Origin of the sequence: Paenarthrobacter sp. YAF11_1 (assembly GCF_052113445.1) — a bacterium.
In the GTDB taxonomy this organism is placed as follows: Bacteria; Actinomycetota; Actinomycetes; order Actinomycetales; family Micrococcaceae; genus Arthrobacter.
Window position 1 is genome coordinate 319,086 of record NZ_JBFRDF010000004.1, and the last position, 17,038, is coordinate 336,123.

Here is a 17,038-nt window from a genome sequence, read left to right on the forward strand (position 1 = left end):
GACTGCCGCCGTTTGAATGAACAAACATGTCCATGCGGGGTGGTGCTGAACTAAGCAAGGCCGGGAAGTGGGGTAGAAAGAAGTTTCACAAGCCCCAAAAGAAGTTCGACGCTGTCTCGGAGGTTGTCATCAGACAGCAGGTTGTGTGGGTTCTCCGGGTGATGGATCATGTTGCGAACAGCGGTGGGCAGGGTCGTCTTTTTTACAGCCAGGGTGCTGTCCGGCCTTATTTCGGTGTAGTACGTTGCGCGAGCGAGATGGCGGTTTGCAAGCCAATTGTCGAATGCGCCCACTCTGGTGGCACCGGCGTAGTCCTGCAGGCGTCCGTACAGCACTGTGTGGTTGACGATGTAGGTAGGTCGGTCAATGTCAGTCAGGTCGTCGAGTGATACCCAACCGCTGTCCACTAGATCCTGATGATGCCAACGGAGCGGCAATGAACGGTTCTCGACGCGCTCGGCAAGGACCCGGAGGGTGAGCGCTACGTCCAGGCCTCGAATGAAGTCTTCGAGAGATGCATACTCCCTGTCCCATGGCGAGAGAAGGTTCAATAAGAACCCTCTAAAGTCCCAGACGTACGGTTCCAGGTCCTTCGACGTGAGCGAGGCGAAGTCGACTCCAGCAAGAACGCTCCGGAAGTCCTCGAAAGAGAGGCGTAAGTCTGCTGTGCGGTTCCAACGCGCCACAGCAGCCTCGAACTTCGTCTTCGTCTCCTGCTGCGAGTAACCGAGATGACATAGTCGGAAGTAGGACTCGTTCAAGGTTGTCTGGAATCCTGGCTTTCTCTCTGAAATCCCCCCGGCGTACAGGTACTCAATCTCAGTGATGCTCCCTGGCGGGAAAAGCCAATGATGGCCACTCCAGTACCGGTTCTTGCCCCAGTCAATTTCGATGCCGTTCAGTGCCAGCGAGATCATAGTTCCCACGGCTCCATCCTGACATTGCGTCTCCATTCGCTACGCATCGTCAGGGCATGCTCTGCCCAATAAGTCGTCATTGAACGACACGTGACTTCGCTCCACTCCATCGAGTCTGTTCATCAGCGAAAAGTTGTGTCTTGAAAAACTAATGCTTCTTGAGGCAGTGCTGGGGCGGGTGCGGTAGTCCGGGATGCGACGGTTTCTGGGCGTTTGAGGGTCACACTAAGTCGTCTTGCCGTGAAGTGTCTCAGTAACGGCGGGGGGAGGGGATTTTCTAGTCAGAGCGAGATCAGTTTCTCGGAGGTGCTGGTACGGGAATCTCTACGGCGAGTTGAACGATGTCATCTGGGCCCCCTGCCGATGAGATCACCATGATTCGACCCGCAGCGCAGGATTCAATGTGTGGCAGGATGCACAAAGGACTCGGAACGATTGGGGTGTTGTATGGGAAAGCCCTCCAGGCGGGCAAACAGGCGATTACGGTCAAAGTTTGCTGCCTCAATTACTGATGGTGCTCTCCGGATCGTCATCGCCACCACACCAACAACAGGCCCCGCGGGGGTAACGCTAGCGTCCGATCTTCATCTCGTCAGAGCCGCGCTACTTTACGCAGACCACGTGGAGCTGATCAGTCCCGCAGCAAGCATGATGTCGGGACTTGATGAACTACTTGATAGCGGTGCTGCCGCCTATGTGTCACTGCTCAGCGGGTTGGGTGATAAGGAGCTCCGCCATCTATCCCAAGGAATGGACGTCTCTGGCATCCGGGCAATGCTGAACCAGCTCAAAAGTTTTCAGCAAATGAACAGAACGGAAAAGCGGAATCTTCCGCCGGCAGAGCTCGCCGGCAACGAGGCCCTTGCCACCCACTTCAATGAACTCTTTGCCGATCACGGGACCCAGCCTATTGAGAAGCAACTCCTGGACGCTGGACACCCGGAAATCGATGAAGCTCTCTCCTCAGGTCTCCTGTCGATCAACCATTCTGTGACCAATGGTCTGCTTAATGGCGCTCCAGACGACTTGGGCAAGGTGTACGGAGAGATGCTTCAAGGCGTCTTAGACAGAGGCAGCGCTCTTCTGCTTGATGAAGAGATGAGCTCGATCGTGAGGCGGATGATCGAAGAGGGAATGATCGAGGAGTCCCCCACAGGCGTGGCACGTTCGGTCAAGGCCGGCACCGGAACCGGCTTGATCGCGCGCCTTCCGGCGTTTCCGACCGTAAGCGTAGGTCACGTCCTGGAAGCACGGGCGCAGCTGGACGAACCGCTTGGGCGGTACCGCAGGGCGGTCAAGGATTACTCGCAAAAACTCAAGTCAGGTCCCTTCAGCACCTCTCTAGAGCACGAACTCGACGACCTCTGGCTTGAAGAGGTCCAACCTTCGGTTGTGGATCTGCAACGGCGCGTGGGCGGCGCAGCTATCGCGCGAGAAACACTGTGGGAAGGTTTTTCTGTTGCCAAACCACTGGTAGCAGAGACGGCGGCAGCGTTGATTCACTTCCAAGGACCAAATATTGGTTTGAATGAAGTGGTCACCACCGCAGCGGCCGTCACCACAGCCGCGGCAGGATTCGCTCCACCAGTCGTCAAGTCATTACGCGCAGCTAACGAGGCCAAGAAAAACGACCTCTATTATTTGGCTGCTCTCGGAAAGGCGCTCGATCCTCGATGAAGACCAGTGACCTTGTATGTCTCTAACATACGGGATTCTGAATGCAGGTGGCATGAGAAAACACCCATACACAGGCCCGGACAACAGCAACGATTTCGACGGACTAAACTCCGAACAAGCCTCAGAGCTGTCACCAGCTACAGGCACCTGGGAGACGCTTTTGAGGACCCATGCAACGAAGGAATGTTCGGCCTGGGCTACTTGAACGACCCCTTTGCCCTAGTCAGGGACAAGGCCGACAGGGCAGAACAAGCACGCCGAGAGGTAGCAGCTTCGATTCGCCTGGCCCGCTACTAAGGCCATGACTGGACCGACATCGGTAAGAGCTTAGGCACACCCTGGATCGACCGCATGCGAGCTTTCCCTGAGATACGCCCCTAGCGGCTGGGTCGCTATGCCAGAAGGAGCGCCGATAAACGGGGCGGTTGAAAATGGCAGCATCATTCTTGGGATCGTCTGGCAGCGATGATTGCAGCCTTACTGTAATCGAGCGATCCTCGAACCCCGAATATCTGGCCGCGACCATGGACCTGTGGCTACCCAAGCTCGAAGCGTTTGGTGAACTCGACGCCAAGAGACTGACACCGGCTGTCAGAGTGCAGTTGATGCAGGTCTCCGGGGCCACGATCGACCGGCTCCTCAAACCCACCAAGGACGCGGACAAACCCAAAGGGCCCTCCGCGACGAAGGACGGGCCACTGCTGCGTAATTCGATCACGGTCCGTAAGGCCGGCGACGAGCACGAACAGCTCCCCGGTTTCATCGAGGCGGACCTGGTCGTCCATTGCGGCCCCACCTGACCGGGGAATTCGCACGAACCCTGACGGCCACGGACGTGTTCACCGGCTGGACCGAGAACGTGGCCGTCCGAAACGGGGCGCACGTCTGGATTCTTGCGGCCATGGATGAGGTCGTGGCACGACTACCGTTTCCCTTGGTGGGGCTCGATACCGACAACGGCGGGGAATTCATCAACTACGCCATGATCGAGTGGGCCGGGAAGAAGGACATCTACTTCACCCGTGCACGGCCGTATAAGTCCAACGACAACGCTCACGTCGAGCAGAAAAACGGTGACGTCGTGCGCCGGCACGCCTTCCACTACCGGTACGACACGGCGGCCGAACTGAAGCTCCTCAACGCCCTCTACGCCTTGGTCCGAATCCGCCTCAACCTCTTTACCGCGACCACCAAAGCCATCGGCTGGCGCTCAAACAAATACGGCAAAAGACCCGGATCTATGACAAACCACGGACCCCATACCACCGCGTCATCGACTCCGGGATCCTCACCGAGGCCAAAGCGACCGAACTTGCCGAACTAATGGCGACCACCAACCCGGCCGAACTCACCCGCGGCATCACCAGAATCCAAACCCAGGTCATCGCCCTCGCCGCCGCGAAAACACAGGCTCTGGAAGCCTCAATCACGCGAGCAGAAATAGCTGAGGCACGCACAACACTTTCGCGAGCATCTTGACATGAGTCATCACGGGGGGTGGGGATGGGATACCAGGATGGGGCCCCTGCGGAGTCCACTGTTGAATGATCGGGCGAAAGAACATGTCAACCTTTTGGTGTCCCGGCCAGCGTAGCCGCCTATTGAGCCCAATGTTGCCAGCCTTGGCTATCCTGCGACCTTCGATCTCCGCTGTTCGGGATATGGGGACCGCCGCATCGGGGTTCGCGTTATGCCTACTTCAGCTAGGTGCTGGTGGGCACTTGTTGTTGGTGACTGAAGTTGAACTGCCGGAGCTATCCCATATCGCTGGTTGTTGGCACTCATGATGCTTTGTAATTCGTGGGTAGGCTGGATCCAGATACTGTACTGCCGCTTCGGATCCGTGCTGCTCGAGCCGATTGCCAAGAGGCGACGCACGTGACTGCCTACTTTGTACGCCGGGTCGTCCCAAAGGACACTCGTGCTGGTGGGCGGAAGCGAGGGATGTCAACAAGGGTGGAACCCTTGTGCTGGCGAGGGCTCATATGCGTCCGAAGCGGGGGCGAGGTGTAAGAAGTGGCGGTAACCCGCTCCTCCAGATGAATACTTGAGTTCCTATATCTGAGCCGTGGAGAGTTCTATGCGGTTTAGGGGTGCCATCGATGAAACCCGTCCAAGAATCATGATTTCGCTTTCGTCGTCGAAGGTGCGAGCGCTATCGCGGTGGACGAAGTGCAGGTTCACACTCCCAAAGAAGTGGCGACCGCGCTAGGAAAGCCTTGAGAAGGGGCGTTGTTCGCTATGAGTTGAGACTAGACTAATGTCTTGAATAAGAGACTGTGTGGCTCCATCACTTCGCCCCATATTCGTAACGCACACCTGTGTCCCAGTGTGCGCCGAAGTATAGCCGACGATAGATTTAAAGGGAAGATTTGACCGACTCTACTAAACCAACTGCAGTTCAGGCTTTGCGCGAAATAAATAGAGCATTCTACGCGCAGGAAACTGTATCCCAGGACGAGCTGAGAAAGCTGATGCGCCTGAAATTGGATTCACTATATAGCCTACGTATGAATAAAACGACATCCGGAGGCGAAGGCGCGACTATTGCTGCGATCTCGACGGCCATTGCGAATAAGGAATGCGCTCTCTATTCGCATTCTCGTGACTTCAAGACGTACAAAAAAGCCGTTGTGGCTACATCAAGCCTTATCAGAGGTTTCGCAGACCGGAACCTACGGCATCGTAGGGACACGCTCCGGGTCATGATCAGTGAACTACTGCTGGGTATTGAGCCCGTTCCGAAGTATCTCCTAAGCTTCATCAACCAAAATGCGAAGAAATCGTCAAATACAACGGTTTCAACCGTAGTCGGAATTGACGACGATCGGTGGATCGAGCTCCTCGAAGTTATTCACCAAGAAACGGAGTATCACACGACGCCGTTCCTACAGCGTCTGGTCGCTGATGTCTCGGTGCCCCCAGTGGGCCTGAATGCTGCCGCGGCGCTCGCATCAATGGCAGAGCATGCCGGCGCTCCAGATGGCACCATTCCTGAATACGACAAAGCTGATTCAAAGGTGCTGCTGCGGAAGGTAACTGTTCAAGGCTTCAGGGGAGCGCCCGAGGAAATTAGTGTGGATTTAGCCATGCACGACAAGCCTGTGTGCTTGCTTCTCTGGGGGGATAATGGAGTCGGAAAGTCGACAGTCATTGACGGTATCGAGTTCGCGTTGCAAGGTCGGGTTGACCGTTCAGCAGACTTCAACAGCGGCCTCCGACCGTCTGTCAAGAACTTAGCTGTCCCGATGGCAAGTGCGACTGTCCAGCTTACAGACGGCACGAGTGTGGAACGACAACTGAAATCCAATGACGTGGGGCGTGACGTTACATCAAGCGTGGCTATACGGCCCGGCTTTAGAATCGCCCCATTAGCTATTCGGCGCGCCGATATTCTTCGTTTTCTTGACACTGAAACACTTTCCAGAAGTATGATCTTCTTTGATTACTTTCCCTCTGCTGGCGGGACTCTTGGACTGCGTCCTGATGAACAACTGCGCATGTTGGAGGAGGAGCGTTTTACGCTTAGACTCCTGCGTGATAAAACCGCCGAAGAGTTATTAGAGCACTACCCTGCGTCAAAGGTGAACTTCACAAATCAAACGCATTTTGAGAATTTTCTTCAAAATAAGATTAGGCAAGCCAAACGCCGGAGAACGGATAACAGCGATCCTTTAGCTTGGGCAGCGCCGGTGGTTCGTGAACTCATATCGTCCCTTAAGGATATCCACGGTCGTCTATCGAAGATCAAGAAAACCTTAGAGCGCGGTATTGAAAATCTCAATCCGATTCTTTATAGAGACCAGCTCTCTCGGATCGCGCCGGTTCTGCATTCTGTTACGGATGACTTGACAGCGAGTTTTCAGCGACTTACTAAAGCCGATCATGTGGACTCTATCCAGGTTCTAGTGGCAAAATCAGGGCCAGTTAGCCTTGACGTGTTGGTTACTTTTAAGAATGGCAAGACTGCCTTTCCTCAGCAAGTCTTCAGCGAGGCATATAAAGATCTGATTGCCCTATTGTTTTTTCTCTCTGTAACAAAGAAGGCCGGCGACTACGGCCAAGCAAAAATTTTAATACTGGATGATGTGTTGCAGAGTGTTGATTCAACAGTACGTGTTGAGGTGATGGACTACGTACTGGAAGAATTTAAGGGATGGCAGATAATAATCACCGGCCATGACCGATCATGGCTTAATCAGCTTCGTCCCCTGTTTAATAATCGTGGAGTTCCGGTGCTTGAACGACATATTACACGCTGGTCATTCGATGGCGGGATCTATATATCTGATTCAACCTGGACTACTGTATCTTCGCTCCGTAACGCCTTGGACCGGTCCGACCCGTTGGCGAGTGCGTCAGCTACCGGTCTTCTCTTGGAGCAAGTCTGTCAGGAGTTGAGTTGGCGCGTCCAAGCGAGCATTATTCGACGCAAGGACGATCGCTATACCCTGAATGATTTGTGGAGTGGTGTCGCAAAGGTCCTAAAAAAGTCGACTCTTGTTAAGGTCTTGGTGGAAGACGTCAACAAGAACATAGCTTTAAGGAATCTGCTTGGTGGACACTACAACAGTTGGGCAGCTGGCATTTCATGGCGTGACGTCTCTGATTTTGGTGAGGCAGCATTAAGACTTCACGAGTCTGTTCACTGTTCAGAATGTCGAACTTGGATTGAAAAGCGCGATGCGACATCCATTTCGTGCAAATGTCACAAGCTTACCCTCTAGGTTTTCAAGGGCTGGGCGGCGGGCCTCTTTCCTGTTGCCCAACTCCATAGCCGGATAGGCAGCTAAGCTGAAGGTCCCGCGATAGGGGCGCAAGGCGCTTTGGTGTAGAGTGCGCGGGCACTGCTCGCGGAAGGACAAACTAATGGCTCGGCCGACTGTTCAGGACGTCGCCAAAACGGCGGGTGTGTCCGTGGGGACGGTTTCCCGCGTCTTGAACGGGAGCTCGGCTGTCAGCGCGGCGGCCAAGGAGAAGGTCAACGCGGCAATCCGCCAGCTCAGCTATCGCCCGTTGGCCTCTGCGCGGGATCTGCGCCGTGACAGGACCATGCGAGTCCTGGCACTCGCCAAGAACCTGGACTCGCTCGTAATCAGTGAAGTCTTCCGGGGCGTTGGGGACGCTGCGGCCGACTCGGGCTATGTCAGCCTCATCGCAGCGACCGACGGTGACCTCGACCGCGAGCAGCAGCTTGTGGACATGCTGCGCAACGGGTCTGTGGATGGATTGGTCATCTTTTCGCCCACAATGCCGGACGACGACGTCAACACAGTTGCCGAGCAAATGAGCGTGATCCAGGTCTGTGAAATTGTCGATGCCGAGGCAGCATTCGGGGTTTCCATCGACGACCGCCAGGCCGCCTACGACATCACCAAACACCTGATCGACACGGGTGCCAAGAAGCTGGCCATGCTCGCCCACAGGGGTGCCCGCTCGGGCCGGCTCCGTGAAGAGGGCTTCCGCCATGCACTCACGGAAGCGGGCTTAGAACCAGACCAGGTCCTGTTCGGTGAGGGCAACTTCGGCTTCCACGCCGGCCGTACGCTCGCCAAGAAGCTTCTCAAAGCAAAAGACCGCCCGGACGCCGTTTTCTGCGGGACCGACGTGGTCGCTGCCGGGTGCGTTCGGGAACTTACGGATGCCGGACTCAGAGTTCCACAAGACATTGCCCTAGCTGGTTTCGACGACTCGGCCCAGGCAGAAATGTGCGTCCCAGAACTGACCACAGTAAGGCAGCCGGCCTACGAAATGGGCCGTGTAGCCTTCGCTGAGCTCCTCGATCGCATGACTGTCGAAGGCTCACATCGCAAGGGAAGAACCTTCCTCCCGCACGAACTCGTCATCAGGGACTCCACCAAATAAAGAGGGTTGACAGTCCTCAGTGGCCCCTGTCACACTATTTTGGAATCGATTCCACGGCCGCAAAGGCCGATTCTTTTGAACACATTTGGAATCGATTCCACGGATCATAAGAACCACCGGCAAAGAAGCCACCCTCAGCACGCGGGCCAGCCAGAACGCGCACTGAACGCCACCGCCCACAGACCCCAAAGGAGCCACTTGTGGACTCGAACCGACCTGCTTCCCCGCTCCAGAGCCAGAACCAAGCAACGCCCCGTAACCGAAAAGCCCTCGCGTCAGCCGCCATCGCAGCCGCAGCCTTCCTCCTCAGCGCGTGCGGCGGGGGAGCAGCACCCCAAGGTGCCGAGCAAGCGGCAGCTGCCGATCCGGCGTCGGGCGCTAATGCCAGCGGTGCCGTCAACATCTGCGGCGTCAAGGACGCGAGCGGTATCTACAAGGGCACGGCGGAGGCGTTCACCAAGGCGAACGGCAAGGTCACGGCCAAGTACACGGAGATCGGCGCTACCACGGATGAGGCACGCACGCAGATCGTGCAGCGGCTCGAAGGCAAGTCCACCGAGTGCGACCTCTTCGTAACAGACGTTATCTGGACCTCCGAGTTCGCCTCCCAGGGCTGGCTGCTGGACCAGACCAAGCTGGTAGAAGCCAACAAGGATCGGCTCATCCCCTCCACTGTGGAAACCACCAAGTACCAGGACAAGTACTGGGGCTCGCCGTTCTTCACCAACGCCGGATTGATCTACTACCAGAAGGACAAGGTGGCCAAGCCCGAGTCCTGGCAGCAGCTCTACGCAGAAGCCGCCAAAGCTCCCGGCAATGGGTACGTCTACCAGGGCAAGCAGTACGAGGGCCTCACGGTGAACTTCCTCGAAATGCTCTACAGCGCGGGCGGCGAAGTCCTCAACGACCAAGGTGACGTCAAAATCGACTCCAAGGAAACCCGCGACGTCCTCAACTTCATGGTCGACGGCCTGAAGAACGGCTCAGCCGACCGCGCCGTCCTCACCTACAACGAAGACCCGGCCCGACTCGCCTTCGAGTCCGGCGACTTCGGATACCAGCGCAACTGGCCGCACGTGTACCGGCTGTTGAACGCGACACCACTGGCGTCCAGCTTCGGGGTCGCACCCCTGCCGGCATGGGAAGGCGGCAAGGCCTCCGGCGTGCTGGGCGGTTGGAACCTGGCAATCTCGGCCCACTCCACCAACCAGGCCGGGGCTGTCGCGTTCATCGACTACGCCACCAGCCCGGAGTGGCAGAAGCACGTGGCCATGGACTACTCGCAGGCCCCGGTCAACGAAGCTGTCTACTCCGATCCGACGGTACTGCAGAAGATGCCGTTCGCCACGGAACTCCTCGCCTCCGTGAAGGGTGCCAAGCCGCGCCCGATCTCCCCGGTCTACCCGCAGATCAGCCAGGCGATCTACAAGAACGTCTACGCCGTCCTCTCTGGCACCGCCTCCACCGAGGAAGCCGTGCAGAAGATGGCCGAGGAAATCACCGCCGCCAAGGCGAGCTTCTAGTCATGGCCATCAAAACAATCCCGCCAAGCCGCGGCCCGGCAAAAACAAGCGGCCGCGACCGCGCCGAACGCAAGCTCGCGTTCCGCATGACTGCCCCGTCACTGGTGATCATGGCCCTGGTTGCGGCGGTCCCCATCGGCTACGCGATCTGGCTCTCGCTGAACCAGTACAGCGTCCGCACGGCCGGTCTGTCCCGTTTCGTCGGTCTGGAAAACTACATCAACGCCCTGGCAAGCCAAGAGTGGTGGGCAGCGTTCGGCCAGACGTTCTTGTTCGCCGGCCTTTCCGTCAGTCTGGAACTCATCCTCGGCACGGCCATGGCACTGCTGCTCAACCTAGCGTTCAAGGGCCGCGCCGTCCTACGCACCGTGGTTCTGCTGCCGTACGCGATCATCACCGTGGTCAGCGCCATCACCTGGCAAACGATGTTCCAGCCAAACATGGGCCTGGTCACCAACGTCCTCTCCACGCTGGGGCTGCCGGGCGGCGACGTCGTCTGGCTCGGTGAGCACGGCTACGCGATGGCCGTGATCGTCATGGCCGACGTCTGGAAGACGACCCCGTTCGCGGCGCTCATCATCCTGGCCGGCCTGCAGGTCATCTCCGCCGAAACGTACGAGGCCGCGGAGCTCGACGGCGCCAGCAAATGGCAGACCTTCGTGAACATCACCCTGCCGCTCCTGCGCCCGGCGATCGTCCTCGCCGCGATCTTCCGCACCATGGATGCCCTCCGCGTCTTCGACCTGCCGTTCGTCCTCACCCGCGGCGCCAACGGCACCGAATCCATGTCCATGCTCGCCTACACCCAGCTGCGCGAAAACCGGCTGGTGGGCGAAGGATCGGCGCTGTCCATCCTGACCTTCCTCACCGTCATGGTGGTCTCGGTCATCTACGTCCGCTTCGCCGGCGGCAACATCCGCGACGTCGCGAAGGAGGAACAATGAGCACGCTGATTGCTGAACGCCCGACGGCGGAACTCGCCACGCGCCCCAAGGCGCCAAAGCGTCGGTTGCGTGGAGAATCGAAACTGCATCCCCTGGTATGGGTGTTCGTGGTGGCCGTCATGGCTTTCTCACTCATACCGTTCTACTGGTTGGTCAACACCTCCCTCAAGAAGGGTGCGAGCCTGTCCCAAGGCGAGCTCTTCCCGAGCCAGCCGACCCTCGAGAACTATCTGGTGGTCTTCCAGAACCCCGAGTTCCTCCTGGCCCTGCGCAACTCGGTGATTATCGCCGTCGTGACTACAACAGTGGCGCTGGTCTTCGCGTCGTTCGCCGCGTATGCGCTGGCCCGGCTGAAGATGCGCCGCAAGGCGATGATCCTGACGCTCATCCTCTCGGTCACCACGTTCCCGGCAATCGCCATCGCGGCCCCGATGTTCTCCATCTGGCGCGAGATCGGCCTGTACGACACTTTGCTTGGCCTCATCATTCCCAAGCTGACGTTCGCGTTGCCGCTGGCGATCTACACTCTGACGTCGTTCTTCAAGGAGATCCCGCGTGAGCTCGAGGAATCCGCGTACATGGATGGCGCCACGCCGTTTGTCGCCTTCCGCAAGGTGATCCTGCCGCTGGCTGTTCCAGGCCTGGCAACGACGGCGATCCTGGTGTTTATCTCGGTCTGGAACGAATTCCTCCTGGCCGTCACCCTGACCACCTCGCCCGAAGCCCGCCCGGTCCCGGTCGCGATTGCGTTCTTCAGCGGAACCAGCGAGTTCGACCAACCCCTTGGCACCATCAGCGCCGCGTCGGTGATCATTACCGTGCCGCTAGTGATCCTGGTGCTGCTGTGCCAGAAGCGCATCGTTTCCGGCATGACGGCCGGTGCGGTCAAGGGCTAACCCCACTTTCAGCCATCCGAAGTAACCAAAGAAAGAACAGGAACAACGTGAGCATTCAGCAGCAGGCCCCGTCCGCAACCCTCAAGGTGGGAGTTGTGGGCATCGGTTGGGCCGGCCAGCAGCACCTCAAGGCGTACAGCACCATCCCCGGCGTCGAGATTGTCGCCGTCGCTGGCATGGAAGCTGACCTTCTTGCCCAGCTAAAGGACGAATACAGCATTCCCCACGCCTTCGCCCGCTGGGAAGACATGATCGAGCTTGAAGGTCTCGACGCCGTCAGCGTCGCCGTGCCGACGTTCCTGCACGCGCCCATCGCGATTGCGTCGCTCGAGCGAGGACTGCATGTGCTGAGCGAAAAGCCGTTGGCGCGCAACGCCGTCGAGGGTCAACAGATGGTTGACGCCGCCCGCAAGGCCGGCCGCGTCCTGGATGTCGCGTTCAACCACCGACGCCGCGGCGACATCCAGGCGCTCAAGGAAGTGATCGACGCCGGCACGCTGGGACGCCCGTACTACGCCAAGGCATCCTGGCTGCGGCGCCAGGGCATTCCGATGCTGGGCAGCTGGTTTACCAACCCGGAACTCGCTGGCGGCGGACCGCTTGCTGACATTGGCGTGCACGTCCTGGACTACTCGCTGCACCTCCTCGGCGAGCCCAAGGTTCTGGCCGTCTCGGCGTCGACCCACTCCGAACTCGGCCCGCGCGGCCTCGGCGGCAACGCCCGGTACACGGCGTCGAACTCAAGCCATAAGTTTGAAGTGGAAGACTTCGCCTCGGCGTTCATCCGGCTGGAAGGTGGCGGCACGCTGATCCTGGAAGCGGGATGGGCCACCTACCGCGACGAGCGGGACTTGATGGACTTCACCGTTTACGGGACCGACGGCGGTGCGGACTTGCGCTCGGTCGGCGCCTCCGAGAACCCGGTGGCGGACGTCCATGTCTTCACCGAGAAGGACGGCGAAAACACCGACTTCGAAGTGGTGGCCGAACCCGGGCGAGCCCACCAGGCCGTCGTCGACGATTTCATTGCCGCCGTGCGCGGTGGCGAGACCGTGTGGGGAAGCCACGACGGATCCCTCGCCCTCAGCCGCGCGCTGGTCCTTGATGCCTGCTACAAATCCGCCCTCGAACAACGTGAAGTGGTGCTCTGAAATGTCTGATGCGAAATTGAAGATTGTCGTCTGGAACGAGGCCGTTCACGAGGCCCGCAACGAGCCTGCAACCATCGGCGAGATGTACCCGGAGGGGATCCATGGCGCTATTGCTGCCGGGCTCCGTGGTTTCTACCCCGACTCCGAAATCTCCACCGCCACGTTGGCTGACCCAGAGCATGGCCTCTCCGAGGAAGTCCTGGAGCAGACCGATGTGCTGCTGTGGTGGGGGCATATCGCGCATCAGGAAGTCAGCGACGAGGTGGTGGAACGCGTGCAGCGGCATGTGCTGGGCGGCATGGGCTTGGTGGTTCTGCACTCCGGGCACTTCGCCAAGATCTTCACTCGATTGCTGGGGACCACGTGCTCGCTGAAGTGGCGCAACGAGGGCGAACGTGAGCTCGTGTGGACGGTCAAGCCTTCGCACCCAATCGCGGCGGGCATTGAGAGCCCGATCGTCATTCCCCAGCAGGAAATGTATGGCGAACTGTTCGACATTCCAGAGCCGGATGACCTGATCTTCATCAGTTCGTTCACCGGGGGAGAGGTGTTCCGCTCCGGTGTGACGTTCTCGCGCGGCAAGGGGCGGATCTTCTACTTCAGCCCCGGTGACCAGGAATACCCCGTGTACCACCAGCCGCAGATCCAGAAGGTCATTGCCAACGGTGTTGGCTGGGTTGCCCAGCCGGGTGTCTTCCGTGAGGCGCCCGAGGTGTCGAACCCTGCGCGGGGCTGGTTCGAGGAAGCTTAGGACGATGACCAGTTCCCTTCTTCCCTCTGGCCGTCCTCTAGGAGTGGCCGCGATCGGACACGCCTTCATGGGGAAGGCCCACTCGAATGCGTGGCGGAATGTGGCCAGTTTCTTCGACGTCCCGGCCTTCGAGCAGAAAGTGCTCGTTGGCCGGGACGCCTCGGCAGTGGCCGAGGCAGCCGCCAAGTATGGCTGGGCCGAATCCGATACCGACTGGCGTTCCGTGATCTTGCGGGATGACATCGACATTGTTGATATCTGCGCGCCGGGCTGGATGCACGCCGAGATCGCCATCGCCGCTTTGGAAGCGGGCAAGCATGTGCTCGTGGAGAAGCCGCTCGCCAACAGTGTCGGTGAGGCAGAGCTGATGGCGGAAGCGGCTGCTTCAGCGCGGGCCAAGGGTGTGCAGTCGATGATCGGGTTCAACTACCGCCGCGTTCCTGCGTTGGCATTGGCCCGGGAGCTGATTGCCGAAGGACGTCTCGGAACTGTGCGGCACGTCCGGGCCGCCTACCTGCAGGACTGGCTTTCCGACGTCGACGCCCCCATGAGTTGGCGGCTCCGGAAGGAGACCGCCGGCTCCGGGGCGCTGGGGGACATTGCCTCCCACGCCATTGACCAGGTCCAGCACCTCACCGGCCAGACGGTTACTGAGGTGACCGGAACGCTGCGGACTTTCGTGGCCGAGCGCCCCGGTGCCGGCGGTTTGGAGAAAGTAACGGTCGACGACGCCGCGTGGGCGACTCTTGGCATGACAGGAAACATCAGTGCCTCAGTGGAAGCGTCCCGTGTGGCCACGGGAAAGAAGAACTCGCTCAAGATCGAAATCTACGGGTCGCTGGGCTCGTTGACTTTCGACCTGGAGAACCTGAATGAGCTCGGTTTCCTGGACGCGACGCTTCCTGTGCGGGAGCAGGGATTCCGTCGGATTCTGGTCAATGAGCCCGAGCATCCCTACGCTGCAGCATGGTGGCCGCAGGGGCACATCATCGGCTGGGAGCACACGTTCACGCACCAGGTTCGCGACTTCCTCCTTGCCGTTCGCGACGGAAGCCAGCCGTCGCCGTCGTTCGCTGATGGGGTGCAGATTCAGCGGGTGCTGGCCGCCGTCGAAGAGTCGGCCCGAAACAGGAGCACGGTGACGACGGTTCCGTCCTTCGTCAGGGAAATGGGAGAGGCTGTGAGCCACTTCCACTGATGAACGCCCTGCTCCACACTGGTTCTATCCGTTCCATTGGCAAGCGGAAATGCCGTGGGCGGGGCGGAATGAGGAAGGCTATGCAGAAAGCGCGAGTGGCGGCCGTGCTGACCTGGATCTACGCTGCGGCGTTCGGGATTCCAGCCATCCCAGTCAGCATCCATCTCCTCCAAAACGGCTACCTCCCGATGTTCATGGACCTGTTCCCGCTGTATGCAGGGCCGTGGGACGGCGTCGAGCCATCGGTCTTCGTGACCCTGCTAATGGCATTCCTCGTCGTGGTCCTCGCGGCGGCGTGGGCGGCTTGGCTGTCATGGAAGGGGCGTAGATCCGGGCTGATTCTTGGGTTGGCCCTGCTGCCTTTGGAAGCGGTTTTCTGGTTGGGCTTCGACCTACCGTTCCCGTGGTTGTTCGGTGTGGCCCGCGGCTTGCTGTACGCGCTCGCATTGATGTCATTGCGTCAAAGTCCGGCGGGGCAGGTGGCTGGCGGATAGTCGAGTCATGACCGGCCAGCCTCGACAACATCCGGAGGCCAAACATGAACCCTTCGGTAGTCGAAAAGACGAACGCACGTGGCCCGAACCATTGTCAGGTCAAGATGCTCCCGTGCCCCGAGGAGTTGCAGGTCTACGGGGTCTCTGGCGTGGTCGCTGCCGGACCCGGTGGAGGCATGTATTTTTTGGGCGATCTGGTGGTCTGCGGGCATTACCGCCGACCACCACCCCTAGTGAAAGAGAACGTAGAAGACGATTACCAGCGCCGGGAAGAGCGCCTGGCCGATGGCGCTGACCAGAAGGCGCTTCTCTGTGACCCACAGCCAGAAACCGAGGAAGACGTGGCACGCGCAGCAGAAGATAACGATTGCCGACCCGCCGGCGGGATTGCCCGAGAGGTTCACCAGCCACAGGCCCACTGCGATGCCTAAGCCGAAAGAGATGTTGTAGGCGCCAACATTCATCGCCCACATCCGCACTGCGCGCACGTCGTCCGGCCTGATCAGGAAGATCCGGTGGAACCGTTGATCGCCATGGAAGAAGATCTCCAGGATGCCAACGCTTATCAGCGCCAGACCGGTGGATCCGGCGAGTATCTGGCTCAGCACATTCATGCCGCGCTCCTAGAACAATCTTGCAATCTCCGCTTCTTGCGTGCAGGTTACGCTTCAGGGGCGAAGACCATCAAGGGGCAGCCTGCAAACGCAGTCCATTACCCGTGCCCACCCGCCTCCAGCCCCGCCCCGACGGCCACAACAAACGCGTCCGTCTCCGCCGACCGCCTGCTCTTCAACCACAGCGCCGACGTCCGCCAAGCCAACGGATCGCCAACCAGTGGCCGCCACACGATCCCCGAAGGCAACGGTGTCCACGGCTCCTCGTTGAAGTGCACACCACGGCCGGCCATGATCAGTCCGTGCGTGAAGTGCTGATTCCGCGCGTGAACGATAGCCGCCGGCAAATACCCGGCATCCCGGCACGTGTGCAGGAACGAGTCGTACAACGTGGGGGCCATATGCCGCGGGAAGATGATCAACGGATTCCCGGCCAGGTCACCCAGCGGCACAGCATCCAATAAAGCCAACGGATGCGAAGCATTCAGAACCACGCCAAGAGCCCGCGAATACAGCGGCCCCGACTCAAAACCCACGCTGCTCAAAGGGTGACGGACCACCGCAACGTCCAGTTCGCCGTCGCGCAGTCGCTCAACCTGCTCAACGGTGGTGAGCTCGTGCAAATTCAGCAGAACGTCAGGGGCAGACGCAGCAAACGAAGAGACCATGGTGGACAGCGCAACAGGGTTCGTGTCCGGCGGCACGGCCACCTGCAGGATGCCCGACGCGCCTGGCCGGATCCGCCGCATGGACTCCTGCGCCATGGCCACGTGATCCAGCACCCCACGCGCATGCTCCAACAGCAGAGCTCCGGCCTCGGACAGCTCCACACCGGTACGCCTCCGATGAAAAAGCACCACCCCCAGCTCTTTCTCCAAGTCCTTGATGCGCTGCGAAAGCGGCGGCTGGGCCATGTGCAGGCGCTGGGCCGCGCGGCCGAAATGCAGTTCCTCGGAGAGCACCACAAAGTACTTGAGATGGTGAAGGTCCATCACCGCACCATATCAG

The 17,038-nt window shown here is 59.3% G+C and carries 15 protein-coding genes; 12 read left to right on the forward strand and 3 right to left on the reverse strand.

The genetic code is table 11. The features are described 5' to 3' along the window. Positions 1-50: 50 nt before the first annotated feature. Positions 51-917: a HEPN/Toprim-associated domain-containing protein gene (locus AB4Y77_RS09065; protein WP_442013788.1), complete on the reverse strand. Its 867-nt coding sequence runs from the start codon at positions 915-917 to the stop codon at positions 51-53. Positions 918-1,538: 621 nt separating this feature from the next. On the opposite strand from AB4Y77_RS09065, the gene AB4Y77_RS09070 reads away from it, so the two are divergent. The 12 genes from AB4Y77_RS09070 (at position 1,539) to AB4Y77_RS09125 (ending at position 15,416) form a co-directional block, all read left to right on the forward strand. Then, a complete protein-coding gene (locus AB4Y77_RS09070; RefSeq protein ID WP_442013667.1) occupies positions 1,539-2,594 on the forward strand; it encodes a hypothetical protein in 1,056 nt (351 codons plus the stop codon). Between the two features lie 431 nt (positions 2,595-3,025). Then, entirely contained in the window at positions 3,026-3,394 is a 369-nt protein-coding gene (locus tag AB4Y77_RS09075) for a hypothetical protein (RefSeq protein ID WP_442013668.1), read from the forward strand. After that, positions 3,379-3,918: an integrase catalytic domain-containing protein gene (locus AB4Y77_RS09080; RefSeq protein ID WP_442013669.1), complete on the forward strand. Its 540-nt coding sequence runs from the start codon at positions 3,379-3,381 to the stop codon at positions 3,916-3,918. Before AB4Y77_RS09075 ends, AB4Y77_RS09080 begins: the two co-directional genes overlap by 16 nt. Before the next feature lie 1,048 nt (positions 3,919-4,966). After that, positions 4,967-7,321: an AAA family ATPase gene (locus AB4Y77_RS09085; protein ID WP_442013670.1), complete on the forward strand. Its 2,355-nt coding sequence runs from the start codon at positions 4,967-4,969 to the stop codon at positions 7,319-7,321. Positions 7,322-7,463: 142 nt separating this feature from the next. Continuing rightward, entirely contained in the window at positions 7,464-8,459 is a 996-nt protein-coding gene (locus AB4Y77_RS09090) for a LacI family DNA-binding transcriptional regulator (RefSeq protein ID WP_442013671.1), read from the forward strand. Between the two features lie 200 nt (positions 8,460-8,659). Then, positions 8,660-9,982, forward strand: a complete 1,323-nt coding sequence (locus tag AB4Y77_RS09095; RefSeq protein WP_442013672.1) for an ABC transporter substrate-binding protein — start codon at positions 8,660-8,662, stop codon at positions 9,980-9,982. Between the two features lie 2 nt (positions 9,983-9,984). Further along, complete coding sequence (locus AB4Y77_RS09100) at positions 9,985-10,926, forward strand: carbohydrate ABC transporter permease (RefSeq protein ID WP_442013673.1); 942 nt, start codon at positions 9,985-9,987, stop codon at positions 10,924-10,926. Further along, positions 10,923-11,822, forward strand: coding sequence for a carbohydrate ABC transporter permease (locus AB4Y77_RS09105; RefSeq protein WP_349471460.1), 900 nt, complete (start codon positions 10,923-10,925; stop codon positions 11,820-11,822). Before AB4Y77_RS09100 ends, AB4Y77_RS09105 begins: the two co-directional genes overlap by 4 nt. Positions 11,823-11,869: 47 nt before the next feature. Further along, complete coding sequence (locus AB4Y77_RS09110) at positions 11,870-12,973, forward strand: Gfo/Idh/MocA family protein (RefSeq protein ID WP_442013674.1); 1,104 nt, start codon at positions 11,870-11,872, stop codon at positions 12,971-12,973. A 1-nt stretch (position 12,974) separates the two neighbouring features. Further along, positions 12,975-13,724 (forward strand): ThuA domain-containing protein, encoded by a 750-nt coding sequence (locus AB4Y77_RS09115; protein ID WP_442013675.1) that lies wholly within the window; start codon positions 12,975-12,977, stop codon positions 13,722-13,724. A 4-nt stretch (positions 13,725-13,728) separates the two neighbouring features. Next, entirely contained in the window at positions 13,729-14,922 is a 1,194-nt protein-coding gene (locus tag AB4Y77_RS09120) for a Gfo/Idh/MocA family protein (RefSeq protein WP_442013676.1), read from the forward strand. An 80-nt stretch (positions 14,923-15,002) separates the two neighbouring features. Next, entirely contained in the window at positions 15,003-15,416 is a 414-nt protein-coding gene (locus tag AB4Y77_RS09125; RefSeq protein WP_442013677.1) for a hypothetical protein, read from the forward strand. 230 nt (positions 15,417-15,646) lie between these two features. Here the strand turns inward: AB4Y77_RS09125 and AB4Y77_RS09130 are convergent, their stop codons facing one another. Together AB4Y77_RS09130 and AB4Y77_RS09135 are read right to left on the reverse strand one after the other, a co-directional pair. Beyond that, positions 15,647-16,030, reverse strand: coding sequence for a DUF1304 family protein (locus tag AB4Y77_RS09130; protein ID WP_311213563.1), 384 nt, complete (start codon positions 16,028-16,030; stop codon positions 15,647-15,649). 98 nt (positions 16,031-16,128) lie between these two features. Further along, a complete protein-coding gene (locus AB4Y77_RS09135) occupies positions 16,129-17,022 on the reverse strand; it encodes a LysR family transcriptional regulator (protein ID WP_442013678.1) in 894 nt (297 codons plus the stop codon). Positions 17,023-17,038 lie beyond the last annotated feature (16 nt).